Source organism: Labrys sp. ALF-8, assembly GCF_059699065.1.
This window is the reverse complement of sequence record NZ_AP048537.1, coordinates 291,335-311,093: the sequence shown is the minus strand read 5'-3', so window position 1 is coordinate 311,093 and position 19,759 is coordinate 291,335. Positions and strand designations below refer to the sequence as shown.

Below are 19,759 nucleotides of genomic sequence, written 5' to 3'. Positions count from 1 at the left end.
ACGGGAAGATCTGAAGTAAGAGGATTTAAGTCATGAAGGTCGGCATCATCGGGCTCGGTTATCGCATGGGATATCTCGCCCGCATCTTTACGCTGATGGTTCCCGGCTTCACGGTGGTCGGCTATGTCGACCAGGCGCCCGCGGGATTGGGCTATCTCAAGGAGCACGGCGTCCCCGTAGGCCATGCCTACGACACCCTGGAAACCCTCCTTGGCAGCGAGAAGCTCGACCTGCTGATGGTGGGGTCACCCAACGCCATGCATCTCGGCCATATTCGGGAGGGGCTCGCCCATGGCGTGAAGGTCTTCACCGAAAAGCCGGTGGTGACATCACAGGAGGATACGTTCGAGCTCCTGGAACTCCTGCGCCTTCATGGATCCGACAGCGTCATGGTCGGACTCGTGCTCCGCTACGCGCCGCTCTACCGCGACCTGCAGAAGGCCAAGCGCGACGGATCGCTCGGCGACATCGTTTCGATCGAGGCTTCGGAGCATCTCGCGCCCTATCACGGCGCCTTCTTCATGCGCGATTGGCGCCGCTACCAGCGATACTCCGGCGGCTTCATCCTGGAGAAATGCTGCCACGATATCGACCTCTACCAGGGGCTGGTCGGCGTCCGGCCGGCCCGTGTGGCAAGTTTCGGCGGCCGCAAGACCTTCCTGCCGCACAACGCGCCGGAAGCCCTGGGCATCAACGACCTGGAAGTCTACCATCGCAAGCCGAGCGGCTGGATGAGCACCGACAAGGTGTTCGATTCCGACGCCGACATCATCGACTATCAGGTGGCGATGATCGAGTTCGAGAACGGCGTGGCGCTGAACTTCCACACCAATCTCAACGTGCCCGACCAGTTCCGCCGCTTCTGCGTGATCGGTTCGAAGGGCATGGCCGAGGGTGACTTCGTGCGTAACTACTTCCGCGTGCACGACGCGCGCACCTCGCAGAAGCTCGTCGACAAGAGCTACGAGGTGACCGAGCTTTCGGCCCATTACGGGGCGGACGAACAGATGGCCGCGGACATCGGCAGGCACCTCACCGAAGGCATGCCGCTGCCGGTCTCGGTGGTCGATGCGCTCGCTGCCGGCCTTACCGCCATCAAGATCGACGAGGCCCGCGATGCCAGAGCGGTGCTCGACCTCACCGACACATGGAAGCACTTCGACGACGCGCTAGCGGGGTGACCGGCACTACAACTCCACCACCCGGTTGGGCAACTGGTCGACGGGTAGGCTCTCGGGTGGAAAATGCCGGGCGAGGATGTCGCCGCACTGGTCGATGGCCGCGGCCAGCCCTTCGACGACATGCCCGGCCCCGGCCGCCTTGGTCAGTTGGGCTACCGTATCGTCCCAGACATCCTGTTCCACGCGCGAATCGATCCCTTCGTCGGCGATCAGCACGGCCTGGCGCTCCGCCAGGGCGATGAACAGCATCAGGCCGGTGCGGTCCCTGGTCTGTTCCAGGCCCTGTGCCAGGAACTGGCTACGGGCGGCGTGGAGCACCTTTCGACGGCGCATCGCCGGCGGCGCGAGCCAGAGGCGCACGCGTCGAGGCCAGGCGAGCATGGCGACGACGGCGAAAACGGCGATCTGCAGGAGGCTGAGGGCGCGCAGGCCCAGCGCGACGGCGGCATCGGCATCCGTGCCGGTGAGATTGCCACTGGACCAGTCCGTGCCGATCACGGGCCAGCGGTGAAGGTCCGGCGCGAACAGGCTGACGACGAGGGGGGTGAGAAGGACCGCGACGGCTGCGAGCGTGACGGGGATCCACCGATAGGTCGCTACCGAATGGGCCACGATGCAGTAGATCTCGCCCGACGTCCTGGCCTCGGCCGCGGTGATCGCGGCGGCGATGCGGTCGTGGTCCTGTTGTGTGAGCAAACGCGTCATTACCAGCTCCCGCTCGATCCGCCGCCACCGAAGGAGCCGCCGCCGCCAGAAAACCCGCCGCCGCCACCGCCACCGCTCCAGCCCGAGCCGCCGCCCCATCCGGAGGTCGGGATGAAGATCGGGCCGGAACCGCGCCGCTTCGCGCCGGGGCCGGGCGGGCCGCCGCGGGTATTGTTGATCCAGCCGGACACGATGACGAAGATCACGAAAGTGAAGAAGATGATGATGAAGATGGTCTGTGGGTCGATGCCCTGATCCTGCTGCTCGGCACTCTGGCGCGCGCGCTGCCTCCACTCGCTGTCGTCGTTGAGCAGGGTATCTTCGATGGCGGCGACGCCGGCGCGAATGCCCCCCGGCATGTCGCCGGCCTTGAACTTGGGCAGGATGGCCTGCTGGATGATCACGCTGGAGAGTGCGTCCGTCAGCGTGCCTTCCAGGCCGTAGCCCACCTCGATGCGCACCTTGCGCTCGTTGGGGGCGACGATCAGCAGCACGCCGTTGTTGAGCTTGTTCTGGCCGATCCCCCAGGTTCGGCCGAGCTGGTAGCCATAGTCGGCGATATCGGTTCCCTGCAGGCTGGAGAGCGTGACCACGACCAACTGGTCGCTCGATTTCTGCTCGAGCTCCTGCAGGCTCTGTTCCAGGCTCGTGCGTTCGCCCGCTGGAATGATGTTCGCCTGATCGACTACACGGCCGGTGAGGGATGGGAAGGTGAGGGCGAAGGCGGAAGAGGCGAAGAGGAGGACGAGAAGGGCAAGGGTGAGCGCGGCCCAGACCGATGTGCCGGTCCGGAGGGGGTGGGAAGGCCGCGCTTCTATTGTCATGCCCAGGCTTGTCCCTGGCATCCAGGAGCCACCTTTTCCGGCGCGCATGCGTCCCAGCGGAGCAGGTCCGGTGATGCCAAAAAGTCGAGGTTCCCCCGATGTTTCGGCCTCGCTCTTCAGACCGGCATGGAACCGCCGGCGGTGCCGGAGGAATGCGGGCCCGCAGACCGGCACAACATGCACGCCCTCATCCATCCGCGCCATGACCTCAGTTGTTGTTGAAGTTCACCTTTGGCGGAGCCTGGTTCTCCGGCGTGGTGGTAAAGGTCTCCATCGGCTTGGAGTCGCTGTAGAAAATGGACTTGTAGATGCTCTGCGGGAAGGTGCGCAGGTCGGTGTTGTAGACGCGCACGGCCTCGATATAGTCGCGACGTGCCACCGCAATGCGGTTTTCCGTGCCTTCCAGCTGGGATTGCAGCGCCATGAAGTTCTGGTTCGACTTGAGGTCCGGATAGGCCTCGCTAACGGCGATCAGGCGGCCGAGCGCTCCGGCCAGTCCCTGCTGCGCATCCTGGAACTGCTTGAACTTCTCCGGATCGGTGATGGTGCTGGCATCGATCTTGACGCTCGTGGCCTTGGCGCGGGCCTCCACCACTTCCGTCAGTACTTTCTCCTCCTGCTTGGCATAGCCCTTCACGGTCTCGACCAGGTTCGGCACCAGGTCGGCGCGGCGCTGGTACTGGTTCTGCACCTCGCTCCAGGCGGCCTTCGCCTTCTCCTCGTCGGTGGGAATGGTGTTGATGCCGCAACTCACCACCAGGCCGCCAGCCACGACCACGAATGCGATAATCGCCAGAATACGGAGAATGCCTGACATATTCCTCACCCCGTTCAACCAGCCCCAGCCGGTTCCTGCCTCCACCTATACCGGGGCGAGCGCCGCGATCAAAGGGTGCAGGCGCCGCAGCCCACAATTGAGCGCCCCACGTCACCGTTGCGTCACGCGCCTGTTCCCTGCGGAATGCCTATCCCCCTATATTTCATGTCTATCGCTCAAGGCGGGAGAGGACGGGAATCGGGCGCTCGAATATCTTGCGGCCGTTTCGCTGGAAGATGGGTATTTGGAGAAGTCGACGATGAAATACCGGAGCGGCTCCGCATGGGCGGTCAAGAGCCTTCCCTTGCTGGCGGCAATGGCGCTGACGCCTGCTGAAGGTCGGGCGGCGGCGGTGGGTATGGGCGATACGCCGATCACGCCGGTCTCGGAACTGCACGGGTTCAAATTCGTCCGGCTGGCGAAGCTGCCGTCCGCGCCTGGCGATGCCGGCGACAAGGACACTTGCAGCAATTTCATCGTGCAGCCGGCGACGGCAGCGGGCCGGCAGGTCGCCGCCCGCGGTTGGTCGGTGACCGGCGAAGCGAAGGTGGGCGCATTGCAGGCCGTGAGTTTTGCCGGCCGTTTTGAGCAGGGCACCAGCGGTACCTGCTCCATCTCGGACGGCAACGTCGCGATTTATGACAACGACCAGTTGATCGCCATCGCCTATGTGGAGCGCTCCGCCAGTGATTCGATCGGCCATGTCGCCGGGCTCGAAAACGGCAGTGCGCGCGTCTGGGACGGTGACTTCCTCAGTTCTCCCCTCGGCGATATCGAACTCACGGACGATTCCCAGCTACGGCTCGGCAAGATGGCGCGGGAGGAGAGCCTTTGCGCGGGCAAGGCCATCGTCCCCAACATCTACGGCATGTCCATCGACAAGGCTCGGACCGCCCTGGCGGAGAAGGGGTGGAGCCCGGCGCCAGGCGAGCCCAAGACCGATCCGGCGCAGTTCGGCCGGGAGATCGCCCTGATCAAGCAGGGAATCATTGAGACTGATTCCTGCTCGGGCACCGGATTGGGCTATTGCGGCTTCAACTATCGCGGGCCTGCCGGTTCGCTCTCCGTCACCACGGCGGGCGAAAACGACCCGCCGAAGGTCGTGGGCTACGAGGCGAATTGCCGGTGAGGCGGCAGGGGGTGCGCCTCGCCGTTTCGTCGTTCCCTCAGCCACGCCCGGCCAGCGCGGCCTGCGCCGCGGCGAGCCTTGCGATGGGCACGCGGAAGGGAGAGCAGGAGACGTAGTCGAGCCCCGTCCTCTCGCAGAAGGCGATCGAGGCGGGGTCGCCACCATGTTCGCCGCAGATGCCGAGCTTGATGCCCGGGCGCTGCTTGCGGCCGCGCTCGGCGCCGATCTCCACCAGTGCGCCGACGCCTTCCTGGTCGATCGACACGAAGGGATCGACGGCGAAGATGCCCTTCTGCACATAGGTGCCGAGGAAGGACGCGGCATCGTCTCTGGAGATGCCGATGGTGGTCTGGGTGAGATCGTTGGTGCCGAAGGAGAAGAACTCGGCGCTCTCGGCGATCTCGCCAGCGCGGATGGCGGCACGCGGCAGCTCGATCATCGTGCCGACCTGGTACACGAGCTTGACGCCACGCTCCTTTTCAACCGCCCGCGCCATGGCATCGATGCGCGCCTTGACGAGGTCGAGTTCGGTCTTGGTCGCGACCAGCGGCACCATCACTTCGGGCGTCACCGGCTTGCCTGACTCGGCGGCGGCTTCCACCGCCGCCTCGAAGATAGCGCGGGCCTGCATCTCGGCGATCTCGGGGTAGGCGACGGCGAGGCGGCAACCACGGAAACCCAACATCGGATTGAACTCATGCAGTTCCTGGGCGCGAGCCTTCAGCTTGGCGGCCGAGGCCCCCATGGCGGTGGCGACCTCCTCGATCTCCTCGTCCGTGTGCGGGAGGAACTCGTGCAGCGGCGGATCGAGCAGGCGGATCGTCACCGGCAGGCCCGACATGATCTCGAAGAGCTGGCGGAAGTCCTCCCGCTGCATCGGCAGGAGCTTGGCGAGCGCGGCGCGGCGGCCCTTCTCATCGTCGGCCAGGATCATCTCGCGCATGGAGATGATGCGGTCCGCGTCGAAGAACATATGCTCGGTGCGGCACAGGCCGATGCCCTCCGCGCCGAATTTCCGGGCCTGGCGCGCATCGGCGGGCGTTTCGGCATTGGTGCGCACCTTCATGCGGCGCGCGGAATCAGCCCACGACATGAGATCGGCGAACTCGCCGGAGAGTTCCGGCTGCACCATGGCGATCCGGCCGGCGAGCACCTGCCCGGTGGATCCGTCGATGGTGATGATGTCGCCCCTGCGGAAGGTCTTCCCGCCGGCGAGCAACGTGCCGGTCGCGTTGTCGACGCGGATGTTGCCCGCGCCGGAAACGCATGGCTTGCCCCAGCCGCGGGCCACCACGGCGGCGTGCGAGGTCATGCCGCCGAGGCGGGTGAGGATGCCGGCGGCGGCCAGCATGCCCTTGATGTCCTCGGGGCTGGTCTCCTGGCGGACGAGGATCACGCTCTTGCCCGCCGCCTTGCCGGCTTCTGCCTCCTCGGAGCTGAAGACGACCTCACCGGAAGCGGCGCCCGGGGAGGCTGGCAGGCCGCGTGCGATCTCGATGCGTTCGGCCTTGGGGTCGATGGTGGGGTGCAGCAATTGATCCAGCGCCATGGGGTCGATGCGGGCAACCGCTTCTTCCTTGGAAATCAGGCCCTCCTTCACCATCTCCACCGCGATGCGCAGAGAGGCCTTGCCGGTACGCTTGCCCGAGCGCGTCTGCAGCATCCAGAGCTTATCGTCCTCGACCGTGAATTCGATGTCCTGCATGTCACGGTAATGCGTCTCGAGCTTGTTCGTGATGGCGACGAACTCGCGGAAGGCGGCAGGCATCGCCTCTTCCATCGAGGGCTTGGTAGAGCTCGACGCCACCGCCGCGGCCTTGGAGATCGGCTGCGGCGTACGGATGCCTGCCACCACGTCCTCGCCCTGGGCGTTGATCAGGAACTCGCCATAGAGTGCATGTTCGCCGGTGGAAGGGTTGCGCGTGAAGGCCACGCCGGTGGCGGAGGTCTCGCCGCGGTTGCCGAACACCATGGCCTGGACGTTGACCGCCGTGCCCCATTCCTCCGGGATGCCGTGCAGCGTGCGATAGGTGATGGCGCGCGCATTCATCCAGGAGGAAAACACCGCGCCGATGGCACCCCAGAGCTGCTCCTGCGGATCCTCCGGGAAGGGCGCGTCGAGCTCCTCCTTCACCAGCGCCTTGTACAGGCCGACGAGCACCTTCCAGTCCTCGGCCTGGAGATCGGTGTCGAGCACATAGCCCTTGCGCTCCTTGTAGGTGTCGAGGATCTCCTCGAAATGGCCGTGGTCGACGCCGAGCACCACGTCGGAATACATGGTGATGAAGCGCCGGTAGCTGTCCCAGGCGAAGCGTTCGTTCTTCGAGGCCGCTGCAACGGCCGCAACCGTGGTGTCGTTGAGGCCGAGGTTGAGCACCGTATCCATCATGCCGGGCATCGAGGCGCGGGCGCCCGAACGCACCGAGACAAGCAGGGGATTGGCGGCGTCGCCGAACGCCTTGCCGGTAATGCGCCCGATCTCGGAGAGCGCGGCCTCGACCTGACCCTTCAGTTCCGGTGGATAGGAGCGACCGTTGGCGTAGTAATAGGTGCACACTTCCGTGGTGACGGTGAAGCCAGGCGGCACCGGCAATCCGATATTCGACATCTCCGCCAGGTTGGCGCCCTTGCCGCCCAGGAGGTTCTTCATGCCCTGTTCGCCTTCGGCCTTGCCGTCGCCGAACCCGTACACCCACTTCGTCATCACACTTCCTCGATGATTGCGACGAGGCCGATTGCTTCGGCTCTTATGGTGCGGCAGGCTTTTCACAGCTGGACGGTAAATTCAATTCCCCAATGTTGAATTTGCGGATTTCGGGCCGATAACAAAATATATCTGAATGTAATCAGAGATTTATAGCGCTTTGGTCGGAAGAAATGGCGAGGGTGCGCTTTCCGGCCCCCCTCGAAGCGATGCGAACCGGTGAAGAGAGGCCGGCCGTGCCTTTGCACGCAGCCCGCTCGCCCCGCCGTTTTCCGGACAGAAGGAGGCGTCCGCCCTCCCAGTTTCCCCTTGCCTTCTGCCGCTTCCGCCCCGAAAACGCGTATGCCGTCTTTGCAGGAGTTCCCATGTCGACTTTCAAGGCCCTCGTCGTCACCAAGCCCGATACCGGTTATGCCTGCAATTTCGCGGATTTCGACGAGCGCGACCTCATGGAGGGCGACGTCACGGTGCGGATCACCCACTCCACCGTCAACTACAAGGACGGACTGGCGATCACGGGCAAGGGGCCGGTGGTGCGGCGCTTTCCGATGATTCCCGGTGTCGATTTTGCCGGCGAGGTCATAGCCACCTCCCATAAGGACTGGGATCCAGGCGACCATGTCATTCTCAACGGCTGGGGCTGCGGCGAGACGCATCACGGCGGCTATGCCGAGCGTGCGCGCGTCAGCGGTGACTGGCTGGTGCGCGTGCCCTACGGCATGACGCATGCCCAGGCGATGGCGGTGGGCACGGCGGGCTATACGGCCATGCTCAGCCTGATGGCGCTGGAGGCGCATTCCATCACGCCGGCGCGCGGGCCGGTGCTCGTCACCGGCGCGGCAGGCGGCGTCGGCTCGACGGCGGTCGCCCTGCTGGCCCGGGCCGGCTATACCGTTATCGCTTCGACGGGTCGGGCGGAAGAAGCCGACTATCTCAAGAATCTCGGAGCTTCCGAGGTGGTGGACCGTGCTGAATTCACGGGGGCGCTGCGGCCGCTGGGCAAGGAGCGTTTCGCCGGTGCCATCGATACGGTAGGCTCGATCACGCTCGCAAATGTACTTTCACAGATCAAGTACGGCGGCGCCGTCGCCGCCTGCGGCCTTGCCGGAGGCGCTGACCTGCCGTCCAGCGTCATGCCTTTCATTCTGCGCGGCGTGTCGCTGCTCGGTGTCGATTCGGTGCAATGCCCCGCGGTGGTGCGCCGAGAGGCATGGCGCCGCATCGCCAATGAACTCGACCGCGACAAGCTCGACGCCATGACGACGTCCATTCCCTTCGACGACGTGAAGGAGACGGCGTCGAGCATCCTCGATGGCAAGGTGCGCGGCCGCGTGGTGGTCGAGATCGGGTAAGGCGAACGCGGACGTTTCGTCCGGCCTCGGACCCTACGCGGTTCCTTCCAGCACAGGGCGCAGCTTTGTCAGGGCTTCCCAGGTGTGGTCCATGAAGGCGCGGACCCTCGCCGACTGCCTGAGGTCGGGATGCGTCAGCAGCCAGATGCCGGCGCCGATATCGGGCAGTAGGGCGGACAGGCGGGTGAGGCCGACGGTATCGCCGATGAAGCAGGGCAGCAGGCCCACGCCGCTGCCGGCACGTAGCGCTTCCGCCACGCCCAGGATGGTGTTGATGCGCATGACGATTCGCTCCGTCGGTACTTCGCGCTCGATCCAGCGTGCCGGCGGAATATTGGAAAGGTTTTCGCCCGTGGCGATCCATGGTTCGGCGAAGAGATCGCCGAGATCGGTGCCCTTGAGCCGCTCGGGCCCGTAGATCGCCCAGCCGATGGTGCAGACGCGCCTGCCGACGAGCGTGTCGGGAGGCGATGACGTGGCGCGGATCGCTACATCGGCATCGCGCTTGGACAGGTTCAGCGGCGCATTCGAGACCACGATGTCGAGCCGGATATCCGGGCAGGCATTCAGGAAGCCGGCAAAGACCGGCATCATGAGGTGCGCCATGATGCTGTCATTGGTCGTTACGCGCAGTTCGCCCGAGGGCTTGACGTCCCGCCCGGCGATGCGGCGTTCGAAACCGTTGATGTCGTCCGCCATGCGGGTGGCGAGGGCGACCATTTCCTCGCCGGCAGCCGTCAGGGAGTAGCCGCTGCGCCCCCGCTCGAAGAGACGGGCGCCCAGCATGTCCTCGACGGCATTGATGCGCCGGAACACAGTCGAATGATTGACGCCCAGGGCCTCCGCCGCGCCAACCAGTGACTTCGTGTCTGCAACGGCCCGAACATAACGATAATCGTCCCAATTGGTTGACGGCCGCGGTACAGCGGATTCAGAAACGGACATTCCGGAGACCCTGACAAAGACCATCCCAGTTGAAGTGCGGGCGCAATTGTTAGCATCGGTATGCAATGGCGCAAGATCATCGTTGCACGAATTCGCATACTCTTGCCTGGCGGATCGATCCGGAAATCGACGTATCGGCCATACCTTTGGCCTATCACATCACGACTATGGAGCAATGAGCGACGCTTCGTTGCAGAGGGCGGAAAGCCGCCCTGCGGTCCATGAACGCCGAACTTGCCGGGCCTCTTCGCGGCCCCGGCGCTACGGCCGGCGCATCGCGCGCCGGCACGTCCGATGAAGGCCGAGGTGTGAGCCGCTATCCTTCGATCCGCGAGAAATCGGCAACGCTGCGGGTTGCCGTCCTGATTTCCTCCAGAAGCTTCAGGCGGTTGAGGCGCAGTCCTGCATCCTCCGCATTGACCAGGATCTTCTCGAAGAATGCGTCGACCGGCCGGCGCAGGCGGGCGAGGGCGGTCATGGCCCCTTCATAGTCCTCCGAGGCAACAGCCGCCGCCGCCGACTGCTTGGCCTGCTGAAGGGCCTCATAGAGCGCCTTTTCCTCGGCTTCGGTGAGCAGTGCCGGATCCGCGCCTCCCGCATAGGCGCCAGCGCCGTCCTTCTTTTCCTCAATTCGCAGAATATTGGCCGCGCGCTTGGTGCCGGCCAGGAGCGCCTTGCCGTCCTCCGTGCCGAGGAAGCGTCCAAGCGCTTCGACCCGCCGCACCACCAGCAGGAGATCGTCCTGTCCGCCGAGCGAGAACACGGCGTCGACGAGATCATGCCGCGCGCCCTGGTCGCGCAACTGGACCTTGAGGCGATCGGCGAAGAAGTCGAGAAGGCTGCCGGCTACCTTGTCGCCATTGGCGAAGGGTACCTTGCCGATGGTGGCGAGAAGCGGCAGGCGCAGCCCGTTGTCGAGAATGATGCGGATCACGCCGAGGGCGGCGCGACGCAGGGCGTAGGGATCCTTCGTTCCAGTGGGCTTTTCGTCGATCGACCAGAAGCCGACCAGCGTGTCGAGCTTGTCGGCGAGTGCGACTGCGATGGCCGTGGGATCCGTGGGAACCGCGTCATTGGCGCCCCTGGGGCGCCAATGGTCCTCGACGGCCGCGGCAATCGAAGCATCCTCGCCCTGCGCCTCTGCGTAGTAGCGTCCCATGAGCCCCTGGAGTTCGGGGAACTCGCCGACCATCTCGGAGGCGAGGTCCGCCTTGGCGAGCCTTGCGGCACGAGCCGTCAGCGCGGGATTCGCACCCACCTGCGGCGCGATTGCTTCCGCCAGGCCGGCGATGCGCTCGATGCGCTCGGCCTGCGTGCCCAGCTTTGCATGGAAGACGACGTTGGAAGCGATGATCTTGGCCAGCCTCTGATCGAGCGGCTTGCCCTTGTCCTCGAAGCCGGGGAGGGGCTTCTGATCCGTCTCCCAGAAGAACTTGGCGTCGGACAGGCGCGCGCGGATGACGCGCTCGTTGCCGGCGACGATGGCCGCGCCGCCGTCCTTTGCCTCGATATTGGCGATCAGGACAAAGCGGTTGGCAAGGCGGCCCGTCTTGGGGTCGCGCACCACGAAGCACTTCTGGTTGGCACGGATGGTGGCCTGGATCGCCTCGTCCGGAACCGACAAGAAGCTCGCGTCGAAGGCGCCCATCAGCACCACCGGCCACTCGACCAGGCCAGCCGCTTCGTGGAGGATGGCATCGTCCTCGACGAGTTCCAGTCCCTGGGCGAAGGCAAGGTTGCGGGCGTCGTTCAGGATGATGTCGCGGCGGCGAGCAGGATCCAGCACCACCTTGGCGGCTTCGAGCTTGGCGACGTAATCCTCGAACCGCTTCACCTTGATTTCGGCGGGCGCCATGAAGCGATGGCCCCTGGTGACGTCGCCGACATCGACGCCTTCGATTTCGAAGTGCACGATCTCGGGATCCTCCGTTTCGGGGCCGAAGGTGCAGATGATCGAATGCAGCGGCCGGACCCAGCGTAGCGTGCCGGCTCCCCAGCGCATGGACTTCGGCCAGGGAAAGGTCTTCACCACTTCCGGAACGATCTCGGCGATCAGGGCCGGCACCGGACGGCCCGGCTTTTCCACCACGGCGACGTAGAACTCGCCCTTCTTGGGGTCGCTTTCGATCTTCGCCTGGTCGTGCGAGGCAAGGCCCGCCGATTTCAGAAAGCCCTGGACGGCGCCTTCGGGCGCGCCGACGCGCGGCCCCTTGCGCTCCTCGCGGCTGTCGGGCTGGCGGATGGGAAGGCCATGCACGGTCAGCGCCAGGCGACGGGGCGTGGCATAGGCAGAGGCGCCCTCATAGACCACGCCGCGCTCCACCAGCGCATCCGTGACCATTTTCTTGAGGTCGTCAGCCGCCTTTGCCTGCATGCGGGCAGGGATTTCTTCGGAGAAGAGTTCAAGGAGAAGATCGGGCATGGTTCTGTCGGAAGCGAGTGGGAATCAGGGGGTGATAGATCGAGTGAGGGGATCTCAGCCCCCGCCGCCTGCCGCGGTCTTTACCCAGGCCTCGCCGCAGGCCTTGGCAAGCTCGCGCACCCGCAGGATGTAGCTCTGGCGCTCGGTCACCGATATGGCGCCGCGGGCATCGAGCAGGTTGAAGCGGTGGCTCGCCTTGATGCACTGGTCGTAGGCAGGCAGGGCCATTTCATGGCGATTGCCCTTGTCGCCGGCCGCGAGCAAGGCACGACATTCCTTCTCGGCGTCGATGAAGTGCTGCTTCAGCATGGCGATGTCGGCATACTCGAAGTTATGGCGCGAATATTCCTCCTCCGCCTGAAGGAAGATGTCGCCATAGGTCACCTTGTCGGCGCCCTCTCGACCATTGAAATTGAGGTCGTAGACGTTCTCGACCCCTTGCACATACATGGCAAGGCGCTCGAGCCCATAGGTGAGCTCGCCGGAGACGGGATTGCATTCCTGTCCCGCGACCTGCTGGAAGTAGGTGAACTGGGACACTTCCATGCCGTCGCTCCAGCATTCCCAGCCCAGACCCCAGGCCCCCAGCGTCGGGCTCTCCCAGTCGTCCTCCACGAAGCGGATGTCGTGCAGCAGAGGGTCGAGGCCGATGGCTGCGAGCGAGCCGAGATAAAGCTCCTGCAGGTTAGGCGGCGACGGCTTCAGGATGACCTGGAACTGATAGTAGTGCTGCAGCCGGTTGGGATTTTCGCCGTAGCGCCCATCCTTGGGACGGCGGGAAGGCTGTACATAGGCTGCGTTCCACGGCCTCGGTCCGAGCGAGCGCAGCGTCGTGGCGGGATGAAAGGTGCCGGCGCCCACTTCCATGTCGTAAGGCTGCAGGACGACGCAACCATAGTCTGCCCAATAGCGCTGCAGGGTCAGGATCAGGCCCTGGAAGGATCGTTCCGGGCGCATGTGAGGGGGCAGGGCGTCGGCCATGTCAGTTCTCGAACCAGCTCTTGTCGGGTCGCCAGGCTTTGTCGTCCGGCGTGAAATAGCGCCAGACCCTTAGAGCAAGAACGGAACAGGGGGAACCCCTTTGTGCATGGCGGGCAGGAACCCCTCCGGCTGCATTGGCGGGTGCGAGGTTCTCGCGAGGGTGTGACGAGTTGCACGGACGACTGCCTGCAACCATGGGAAGGTGAGACAACGGGACACCCGGGCGCTCTCACGATGAAAGCCGGTCCGGCCACGAACTGGAGTCGTCGCTGCACTCTTGGAATGAGTGCCGTTCCGGCTGGTCCCGGCAACCCCTCGGAGGAAGGAAACTGACATGCCCAGGCAATATCTTCTTCGTACCGGCCTCGCCGCGTTGCTCGTTCTCGGCTCCCTCGCCGGTTCGGTATCGTCATCCTTTTCAGCAACCACCGGTCCCGGCGCGGGAAACTCCGGTTCGCGCGGATCTTCAAATCCGGGTGGCGGCAATGGCGGCAATGGCGGCGGCTTTGGCGGCGGCAGCGGGGCCGGCATGCCGGATGCGGTGCGTGTCGTAGCCCCCAATGATTGTACGCCCGGCGCAGCAGCTTGCCAGCGTCGGCCGCCCCGAGTGTTCCGTCCAAGCGTTAAGACAGTCGAGCAAACCCGCTGCAGCAACTACTGGCGTCTCGTCGAACTTGACGATGGGTCGATCATCGAGGACCGCACCCAGCCCATGCGCAAGCATTGCCGCGTGATCCGCACCTTCGATTGAGAGGTTGCGGCAGAACCAGTGGCCCCACGGGGCCGCTGGCTTATTCGGGACGATAGACGCCGCTGCGTGGGTCGCGGCGCAGGTTGACGGCTTCCTGCCTGACGGGCTGAGGCTTGTAGAGTTCGTTATTCACCCGCTCCCACTCGCGCTTGACCAGACGGACGAGAACGACGGTGCCGACGAGGCTGGCGAGTGCAAGAACGACAGGTTGCATGGCGTACCCTCTCAATTCACATTTCGGTAACTATAGACCGAAACGCGCACGAATTGCACGCCCTTCTAGCGCGGCAAGGATTCCCTCGGTTAATTGCTCGCTTTCGGCGGCCGAAAAACGGGTGCCGAAGCCCAGGCGCCTGCTGAGGAAGCCGCGCGGTTCGGTCACCGTCTTGAAACGCGTTTTCTCGCCGAAACGCCCGCGCATCACGCTTCTGACATCACCGATGGCATCGGCAAGTCCGAGCTCGATCGCTCGCGGCGCCAGCCAGAACTCGCCGGTGAACAACGTGTCGTCATCGGCCTTGAGCCTGTCGCCCCGGCGCTCCCTGACCAGGGCGATGAACATGTCGTGGATGTCTTTCTGCAGGGCGGTCAGCCGCTCCACGTCCTCCGCCTTCTCGGGGCGGAAGGGGTCGAGGAGCGTCTTCGACCGGCCTGCCGTATGCACGCGGCGCTCCACGCCGATCTTGTCGATCAGCTTGTCGAAGCCGAAGGAAGCGGAGACGACACCGATCGAGCCCAGGATCGAGGCCGGATCGGCGACGATCTCGTCGGCGGCGCAGGCGATCATGTAGCCGCCAGAGGCCGCTATATCCTCCACGAACGCGTAGACGGGCAGCTTCTTTTCCTCGGCCAGGGCGCGAATGCGCCGCATGATCAAATGCGACTGCGCCGGCGAGCCGCCCGGCGAATTGACCACCAGCGCCACGGCCTTGACCCCTTTGACGGCGAAGGCGCTGTCGATCACCTTTTCCAGCCGCGACATGCTCAGTCCGCCGCCGAAACGGGCGGCGGCGCCGATGGCGCCGGAGAGCGGCAGCACGGCCACCACCGGCGTGCGCCGACGCCATTTCTCAGGCACGAGCGTGCAGGCGCGGGCCAGACTGCGCTTCAGGAACCCCTTGGGCTCCGCCTCGTGGGCGGGCGCGACCGGCGGGGGCGTGGTATCCGTGATGGTCAAGGCAACATCGTCCTCTCATGACAGCAGGCTCGCGGCGGATTCGGTCGCGCCCTGGAGCGCTTCCGACCCCCTCCATATAGGGATCGAATTCCATTTGCAGCAGAAGGCGCCATGACGGCGCAACTCGTCGGCCAGCTGCCGCTGCGTTCCCTGAACGGCAGATGAACAAGTCGATCAAGGCTGGTTCATGCGGAGTTGTAAATAGTGTCGACGTCGATCCGGCGCAGCACTTTTTTCAAAACTGGTATATCGCAGCGGGAAGTAATGTGACGCGATCTATTGCCTGCCGTTCTCAGCAGAGGCAGCGATGGGCATCATCGTCGGTGGGCCTTGTCGGGCGCGGTCCAGCTGTTGTTGACGTAACTTACGATCATTCTCAGGAGGAACTCATGTTTCGCAAATTGGTTCTGGCCGCCGCGATCGCAGTCGGCATGGGCGGCAGCTTGCTAGCTACGCAGGAAGCCCAGGCTGCCGTCGCACATCCCAACGCGCCAGCAACGGCGATCCAGGCTGTCCAGCAAGCCGATCCCGCCGCCCGCGGCGTGGAGCAGGTTCAATATCGTCGCTACTACCATCGTCCCTACTATCGCCAACACCGCGTCTGCCGCGTTCGCCGCGTTCGCGTGCACACCTATTATGGCTGGCGCTGGGTCAATCGTCGCGTTTGCTGGTGGCGCTGATTTCTAGAGCAAAGCGCGTTTAGGCGGAAGCTTGGCTTTGCTCTAACTCTTTGTTTTTCTGTGTGTCTTTGCATTCTGCCGATTCCGTCAAAACACAAGACACTCCAGGCCTGGTTGAACTGGGCTTGTCTTTCGAAGCTCTCCGGAACGCATTTCCGGAGAGCTTTTTGCCGAGTCAGGCAATGCTTTCGCCGCCATCCACCACCAAGGCCTGCCCGGTCATGAAGGAGGAACGGTCCGACACCAGGAAGAGAATTGCTTCCGCGATCTCGTCGGCCGTCGCCCAGCGCCCCATCGGGATTTTCTCGCGCACATAGGCCTCGATTGCCGTTCGGCCGCCCATCTGCGCGATGAAGGGATCGTTGAAGGGCGTGTCGACCCAGCCGGGGCAAAGTGCATTCACGCGCACATTGTACTTGGCGTAGTCGATGGCCATCTGGCGGGTCATCGCGACCACCGCGTGCTTGGAGGTGGCGTAGGCGATCATCTCATGGTCGTAGAATACGCCGGAGTTCGAGGCAGTGTTGAGAATGACGCCCCGCCCCGCGGCGATCATCGCCGGCATGGCGAGCTTCGCCGCATGAAAATGGGCTCGAACGTTGATGCGCCACGAGGCATCGAGCGCATCCAGGCTGACCTCTGTCAGCGGCCCTCCGACCTGGATTCCGGCATGGTTGTGCAGGATGTCGAGGCGGCCATGGCGATCGAGGGTGACGCCGATCAGCCGTTCCACGGCCAGATCGTCCGCGACGTCGGTCGACACCGCCTCCGCCCTGCCACCCCGATCGCGAATGAGGCTGGCCGTCTCCTCGCCCCTGGCCGCCTCGCGGTCAGCGATCACCGTCAGGGCGCCCTCGCGCGCCATTGCGATGGCGCCCGCCCGCCCGATGCCCGAGCCCGCGCCTGTGACGATGGCGATGCGGTCTTCCAGAATCATGATTTTCCCCCCGACGGAAAATGAGGTGCCACGATGCGTCTAGCGGCGCTTGCGCAGCAGCGCCTGGGCAAGCAGCACCATTGCGACCGAGGCGACGAGCACCAGGGTGGCGATGGCATTGATCTCAGGCGTCACGCCGCGCCTTATCGAGGCGAAGACATAGATGGGCAGCGTCGTCTGCGCGCCGGCGACGAAGAAGGCGACAATGAAATCGTCGAAGGAGAAGGTGAAGGACAGGAGCAGGCCGGCGAGGATCGCCGGGAAGATCTGCGGCAGCACGATCGAGCGGAAGGTGGTGAACGGCGTCGCGTAGAGATCGCCCGAGGCTTCCACCAGGTCCCGGCTCAGGCTTCCGAGCCGCGCCCGCACGATCATGGTCACCAGGGCCATGGAGAAAAGACCGTGCGCGGCAATGATGGAGCTGTAGCCAAGCCCGAGGCGGGGCGGGCTGTCGCCCGGCCATATCGCCGCCAGGACGGGGTTTACGATGGCGAACAATTGCACCAGCGCCACCAGCGTGGCGATGCCGATGACGACGCCCGGCACGACGATCGCTGCGCCGAACAGCGCATCGAAGACCGCGCGTGTGCGGCTGCCCACGCGCGCTAGGCCGAGTGCTGCGGCGGTCCCGAACACGGTGGCCAGGATCGCGCTCGTCGAGGCGACGATCAGGCTGTTCTGCAGGGCTTCGACCAGGAAGGGATTCGAGAGCGCGGCGCCGTACCACTGGGTCGAGAAACCGACGATCTCACTGGCGTTGCGCCCGGCATTGAAGGAGAACAGCACCATCAGCGCGATGGGCAGGTAGAGGAACGCGAAGACGGCGGCGACGAAGGCTTTCATCAGATCAGGTCCACCTGGCGCGCGCCCGAAACGCGTGCCGTGATGCGGTTCGCGATCATCAGCACGATGACCGAGGCCACCACCAGCGTCACCGCGATCGCCGAGCCGAACGGCCAGTTGCGCGATTGCAGGAAGAGGTCGACCAGCGCGTTGCCGATGAAGAAGACCTTGCCGCCGCCGAGCAGGGTGGGGATGAGATACTCACCCAGCAGCAGGATCATCACCAGCGAGAAACCCGTCATCACCCCGGGCAGGGAGAGCGGCAGCGTCACGCCGACAAAGGTGGAAAAGGGCGTGGCGCCGAGATCGGCAGACGCTTCCAGGAGCCGGCGGTCGAGGCGTTCCAGGCTGACATAGATCGGCAGGATCATCAGCGGCAGATAGCCATAGACGATTCCCACAAGCACCGAGCCGGGCGTGTTGAGCAGCCGTATGTCGGGAATGCCGATGAAGTCGAGCAGGGCGGGGATGCCGCGCGAGCCCAGGATGTACATCCAGGCGTAGCTGCGCATCAGCAGGCTGGTCCAGAACGGGATCACGACCAGCGCCAGGAGCATGAGGCGCCAGCGCGCGGACACCTTGAGCGCGAGATAGTAGGCGACGGGATAGGCGACCAGCAGGCAGGCTAGCGCTCCCGCCGGCGCCAGAACCATGGTGTTCCAGAAAGCCGTCGCCCGCGCCCCGAGATTGGCATACTGGGCCGCCGTGAAGGCCGCCTGATAACCGCCTTCGGGCGCGCGTTCGCCAACGCTGAAGACCAGGACCGCGACGAAGGGCAGCACGAGGAAAACGATCAGCCAGGCCGTCGCCGGAGCGAGCAGCAAGGTTGTCACGAGAGTGCGGCGTACGGTTCTGGAGGCCACGTCGGTCGAGTCCTGGTTCTGGCCATGACGAAAAATCGCGGGAAGCCCTGGCTCCCGTCATCGCCGGTACTGTTCCGGTGATCCAGGCACGCCCCGGCACTTGCAGGGGGTATGGCTGGAAAACCGGAACAGCGCCGGGCATGACGAGATCGAGCTTTCTTGGGCGGTGCCGTGATTTCTTGTCAGGGTCTCCATGAAGTGTCGCAGGAGCGACGCGTCGGTAGAAAACTGCCGGCTTCAGGGCGCGCCAGCCGGAGCCAGGCGCGCCGGTGCCGATCACGCCGCCTTGAAGCGGGCCATGAGCTCGGCGCGGCCGGGATCGGTCAGCGTAGCCGCCGCCCCGAATTCCAGCGGCGCCAGGAGGTCGGCGGCCGGATACAGGATGGGATTGCTGAGGAAATCCTTTGGCAGCAGGGCGTTCACCCTCGAATCCGTGCATGGCGCGCCATTGGCGAGGTGCTCCTTGACCGCGTTTTCCGGCGTCATCAGGTAGTTCAGCAGCGCGTAGCCGGCCGCCTTGTTCGGCGCATCCTTGGGGATTGCGTAGAAGTCCGTCCAGATCTCGCCTCCCTCCTTGCCGAGGATGTACTTGACATGGGGCAGGTCGCGATTGAGCTGGGCGCCGTCATTGGTCCAGCACATGGTCATCCAGGCATCGCCAGCTCGCATCGGCGGCTGGTAGTCGCTCGAGACGGCGTAGAGATGCGGCTTGACCTTCATCAGCAGCTCTTCGGCCTTGGCGAGTTCGTCCGGTTTCAGCGAGTTGAAGGAATAGCCGTAATATTTCAGTGCGTTGCCGATGGTGGTGAGCTGGTAGTCATGCACCATGGTGCGGTTCGAGCCTTCGGCCATGGCGGTATCCCAGAACTCCTTCCAGCTCGACATCGGCTTGGTAAGCTTCTGGCTGTTGACGGAAAAGCCGGTGGTGCCCCAGTTCTTGGGCACCGCATAGACGGTGCCGTCGATGGTCCCTTCGGCTGTGAAGCGCTTGTCTTCAGTGCCGGCGCTGTAGGCGGGCAGCTTGCTCATGTCGAGCGCTTCGATGATGCCGAGCTTCTTATAGGTGGAGATGGTGTAGTTCGTCGGGACGAACAGGCTCCAGCCCGAAGCGCCGGCCTGGAGCTTGGCGAGCATTTCTTCGTTCGAGCCGAAGACGTTGACCTCGACGGCGACGCCTGTCGCCTTGGTGAAGTTCACAAAGGTCTGCGGATCGTGATAGTTCGGCCACGTAGCGATCGACATCTTGTCGCCGAGTTCGCCGGCGGCATAGGCGGGAGCCGGCATCAGGCCGTTCTCCCGTCCGAGCACGGCCATCGCCATGCCGAGGCCCGTGGCGCCTAGAAAGTGCCGGCGGCTGATCGATCCCTTTCTGAAGCGCAGCAGGTGCTCGACAAAGCTCTCGGCCGAAATAGGCAGGCCGTCCCGATATGATTTCGACATGGCTCACT

General features: G+C 64.5%; 18 protein-coding genes. 5 read left to right on the top strand and 13 right to left on the bottom strand.

Features of this window, described 5'->3' with window-relative positions:
- Positions 1-32: 32 nt before the first annotated feature.
- Positions 33-1,181, top strand: coding sequence for a Gfo/Idh/MocA family protein (locus AC6H34_RS01575; RefSeq protein ID WP_448146466.1), 1,149 nt, complete (start codon positions 33-35; stop codon positions 1,179-1,181).
- A gap of 6 nt (positions 1,182-1,187) precedes the next feature.
- On the opposite strand, the gene AC6H34_RS01570 is transcribed toward AC6H34_RS01575, so the two are convergent.
- The 3 genes from AC6H34_RS01570 to AC6H34_RS01560 form a co-directional block, all read right to left on the bottom strand.
- Positions 1,188-1,886, bottom strand: a complete 699-nt coding sequence (locus AC6H34_RS01570; RefSeq protein ID WP_497537678.1) for a TPM domain-containing protein — start codon at positions 1,884-1,886, stop codon at positions 1,188-1,190.
- Positions 1,886-2,710 carry a TPM domain-containing protein gene (locus AC6H34_RS01565; RefSeq protein ID WP_448146468.1) on the bottom strand — a complete coding sequence of 275 codons (825 nt, stop codon included), beginning with the start codon at positions 2,708-2,710 and terminating at the stop codon, positions 1,886-1,888. The genes AC6H34_RS01570 and AC6H34_RS01565 overlap by 1 nt, the downstream gene beginning before the upstream one ends.
- 208 nt (positions 2,711-2,918) lie before the next feature.
- Positions 2,919-3,527, bottom strand: a complete 609-nt coding sequence (locus tag AC6H34_RS01560; protein WP_448146469.1) for a LemA family protein — start codon at positions 3,525-3,527, stop codon at positions 2,919-2,921.
- Between AC6H34_RS01560 and AC6H34_RS01555 the strand changes: the two genes are divergently transcribed.
- The gene (locus AC6H34_RS01555; RefSeq protein ID WP_497537677.1) at positions 3,517-4,656 is read left to right on the top strand and encodes a PASTA domain-containing protein; all 1,140 of its coding nucleotides are present in this window, start codon (positions 3,517-3,519) and stop codon (positions 4,654-4,656) included. The genes AC6H34_RS01560 and AC6H34_RS01555 overlap by 11 nt on opposite strands.
- Before the next feature lie 37 nt (positions 4,657-4,693).
- On the opposite strand, the gene ppdK is transcribed toward AC6H34_RS01555, so the two are convergent.
- Complete coding sequence (ppdK, locus tag AC6H34_RS01550) at positions 4,694-7,360, bottom strand: pyruvate, phosphate dikinase (RefSeq protein ID WP_497537676.1); 2,667 nt, start codon at positions 7,358-7,360, stop codon at positions 4,694-4,696.
- A gap of 365 nt (positions 7,361-7,725) precedes the next feature.
- Between ppdK and acuI the strand changes: the two genes are divergently transcribed.
- The gene (gene acuI, locus AC6H34_RS01545; protein ID WP_448146472.1) at positions 7,726-8,712 is read left to right on the top strand and encodes an acrylyl-CoA reductase (NADPH); all 987 of its coding nucleotides are present in this window, start codon (positions 7,726-7,728) and stop codon (positions 8,710-8,712) included.
- A gap of 33 nt (positions 8,713-8,745) precedes the next feature.
- On the opposite strand, the gene AC6H34_RS01540 is transcribed toward acuI, so the two are convergent.
- From AC6H34_RS01540 to AC6H34_RS01530, 3 genes are all read right to left on the bottom strand, one after another.
- Positions 8,746-9,657 carry a LysR family transcriptional regulator gene (locus AC6H34_RS01540; RefSeq protein ID WP_448146473.1) on the bottom strand — a complete coding sequence of 304 codons (912 nt, stop codon included), beginning with the start codon at positions 9,655-9,657 and terminating at the stop codon, positions 8,746-8,748.
- A 316-nt stretch (positions 9,658-9,973) separates the two neighbouring features.
- Entirely contained in the window at positions 9,974-12,079 is a 2,106-nt protein-coding gene (glyS, locus tag AC6H34_RS01535) for a glycine--tRNA ligase subunit beta (RefSeq protein WP_497537675.1), read from the bottom strand.
- 54 nt (positions 12,080-12,133) lie between these two features.
- The gene (locus tag AC6H34_RS01530; protein ID WP_448146475.1) at positions 12,134-13,060 is read right to left on the bottom strand and encodes a glycine--tRNA ligase subunit alpha; all 927 of its coding nucleotides are present in this window, start codon (positions 13,058-13,060) and stop codon (positions 12,134-12,136) included.
- 334 nt (positions 13,061-13,394) lie between these two features.
- On the opposite strand from AC6H34_RS01530, the gene AC6H34_RS01525 reads away from it, so the two are divergent.
- A complete protein-coding gene (locus AC6H34_RS01525) occupies positions 13,395-13,811 on the top strand; it encodes a hypothetical protein (RefSeq protein WP_448146476.1) in 417 nt (138 codons plus the stop codon).
- A 40-nt stretch (positions 13,812-13,851) separates the two neighbouring features.
- Here the strand turns inward: AC6H34_RS01525 and AC6H34_RS01520 are convergent, their stop codons facing one another.
- Positions 13,852-14,025, bottom strand: a complete 174-nt coding sequence (locus AC6H34_RS01520; RefSeq protein ID WP_448146477.1) for a hypothetical protein — start codon at positions 14,023-14,025, stop codon at positions 13,852-13,854.
- Between the two features lie 30 nt (positions 14,026-14,055).
- Positions 14,056-14,988, bottom strand: coding sequence for a S49 family peptidase (locus AC6H34_RS01515; protein ID WP_448146478.1), 933 nt, complete (start codon positions 14,986-14,988; stop codon positions 14,056-14,058).
- A gap of 389 nt (positions 14,989-15,377) precedes the next feature.
- On the opposite strand from AC6H34_RS01515, the gene AC6H34_RS01510 reads away from it, so the two are divergent.
- On the top strand, positions 15,378-15,668 hold the full coding sequence (locus tag AC6H34_RS01510) for a hypothetical protein (protein WP_448146479.1): 291 nt from the start codon (positions 15,378-15,380) through the stop codon (positions 15,666-15,668).
- Positions 15,669-15,843: 175 nt separating this feature from the next.
- Here the strand turns inward: AC6H34_RS01510 and AC6H34_RS01505 are convergent, their stop codons facing one another.
- The 4 genes from AC6H34_RS01505 to AC6H34_RS01490 form a co-directional block, all read right to left on the bottom strand.
- Complete coding sequence (locus AC6H34_RS01505; protein ID WP_448146480.1) at positions 15,844-16,605, bottom strand: SDR family NAD(P)-dependent oxidoreductase; 762 nt, start codon at positions 16,603-16,605, stop codon at positions 15,844-15,846.
- A 39-nt stretch (positions 16,606-16,644) separates the two neighbouring features.
- Positions 16,645-17,448 (bottom strand): ABC transporter permease, encoded by an 804-nt coding sequence (locus AC6H34_RS01500; protein WP_497537674.1) that lies wholly within the window; start codon positions 17,446-17,448, stop codon positions 16,645-16,647.
- Entirely contained in the window at positions 17,448-18,311 is an 864-nt protein-coding gene (locus tag AC6H34_RS01495) for an ABC transporter permease (protein WP_497537673.1), read from the bottom strand. Before AC6H34_RS01495 ends, AC6H34_RS01500 begins: the two co-directional genes overlap by 1 nt.
- A gap of 276 nt (positions 18,312-18,587) precedes the next feature.
- Complete coding sequence (locus tag AC6H34_RS01490) at positions 18,588-19,751, bottom strand: ABC transporter substrate-binding protein (RefSeq protein ID WP_497537672.1); 1,164 nt, start codon at positions 19,749-19,751, stop codon at positions 18,588-18,590.
- Positions 19,752-19,759 lie beyond the last annotated feature (8 nt).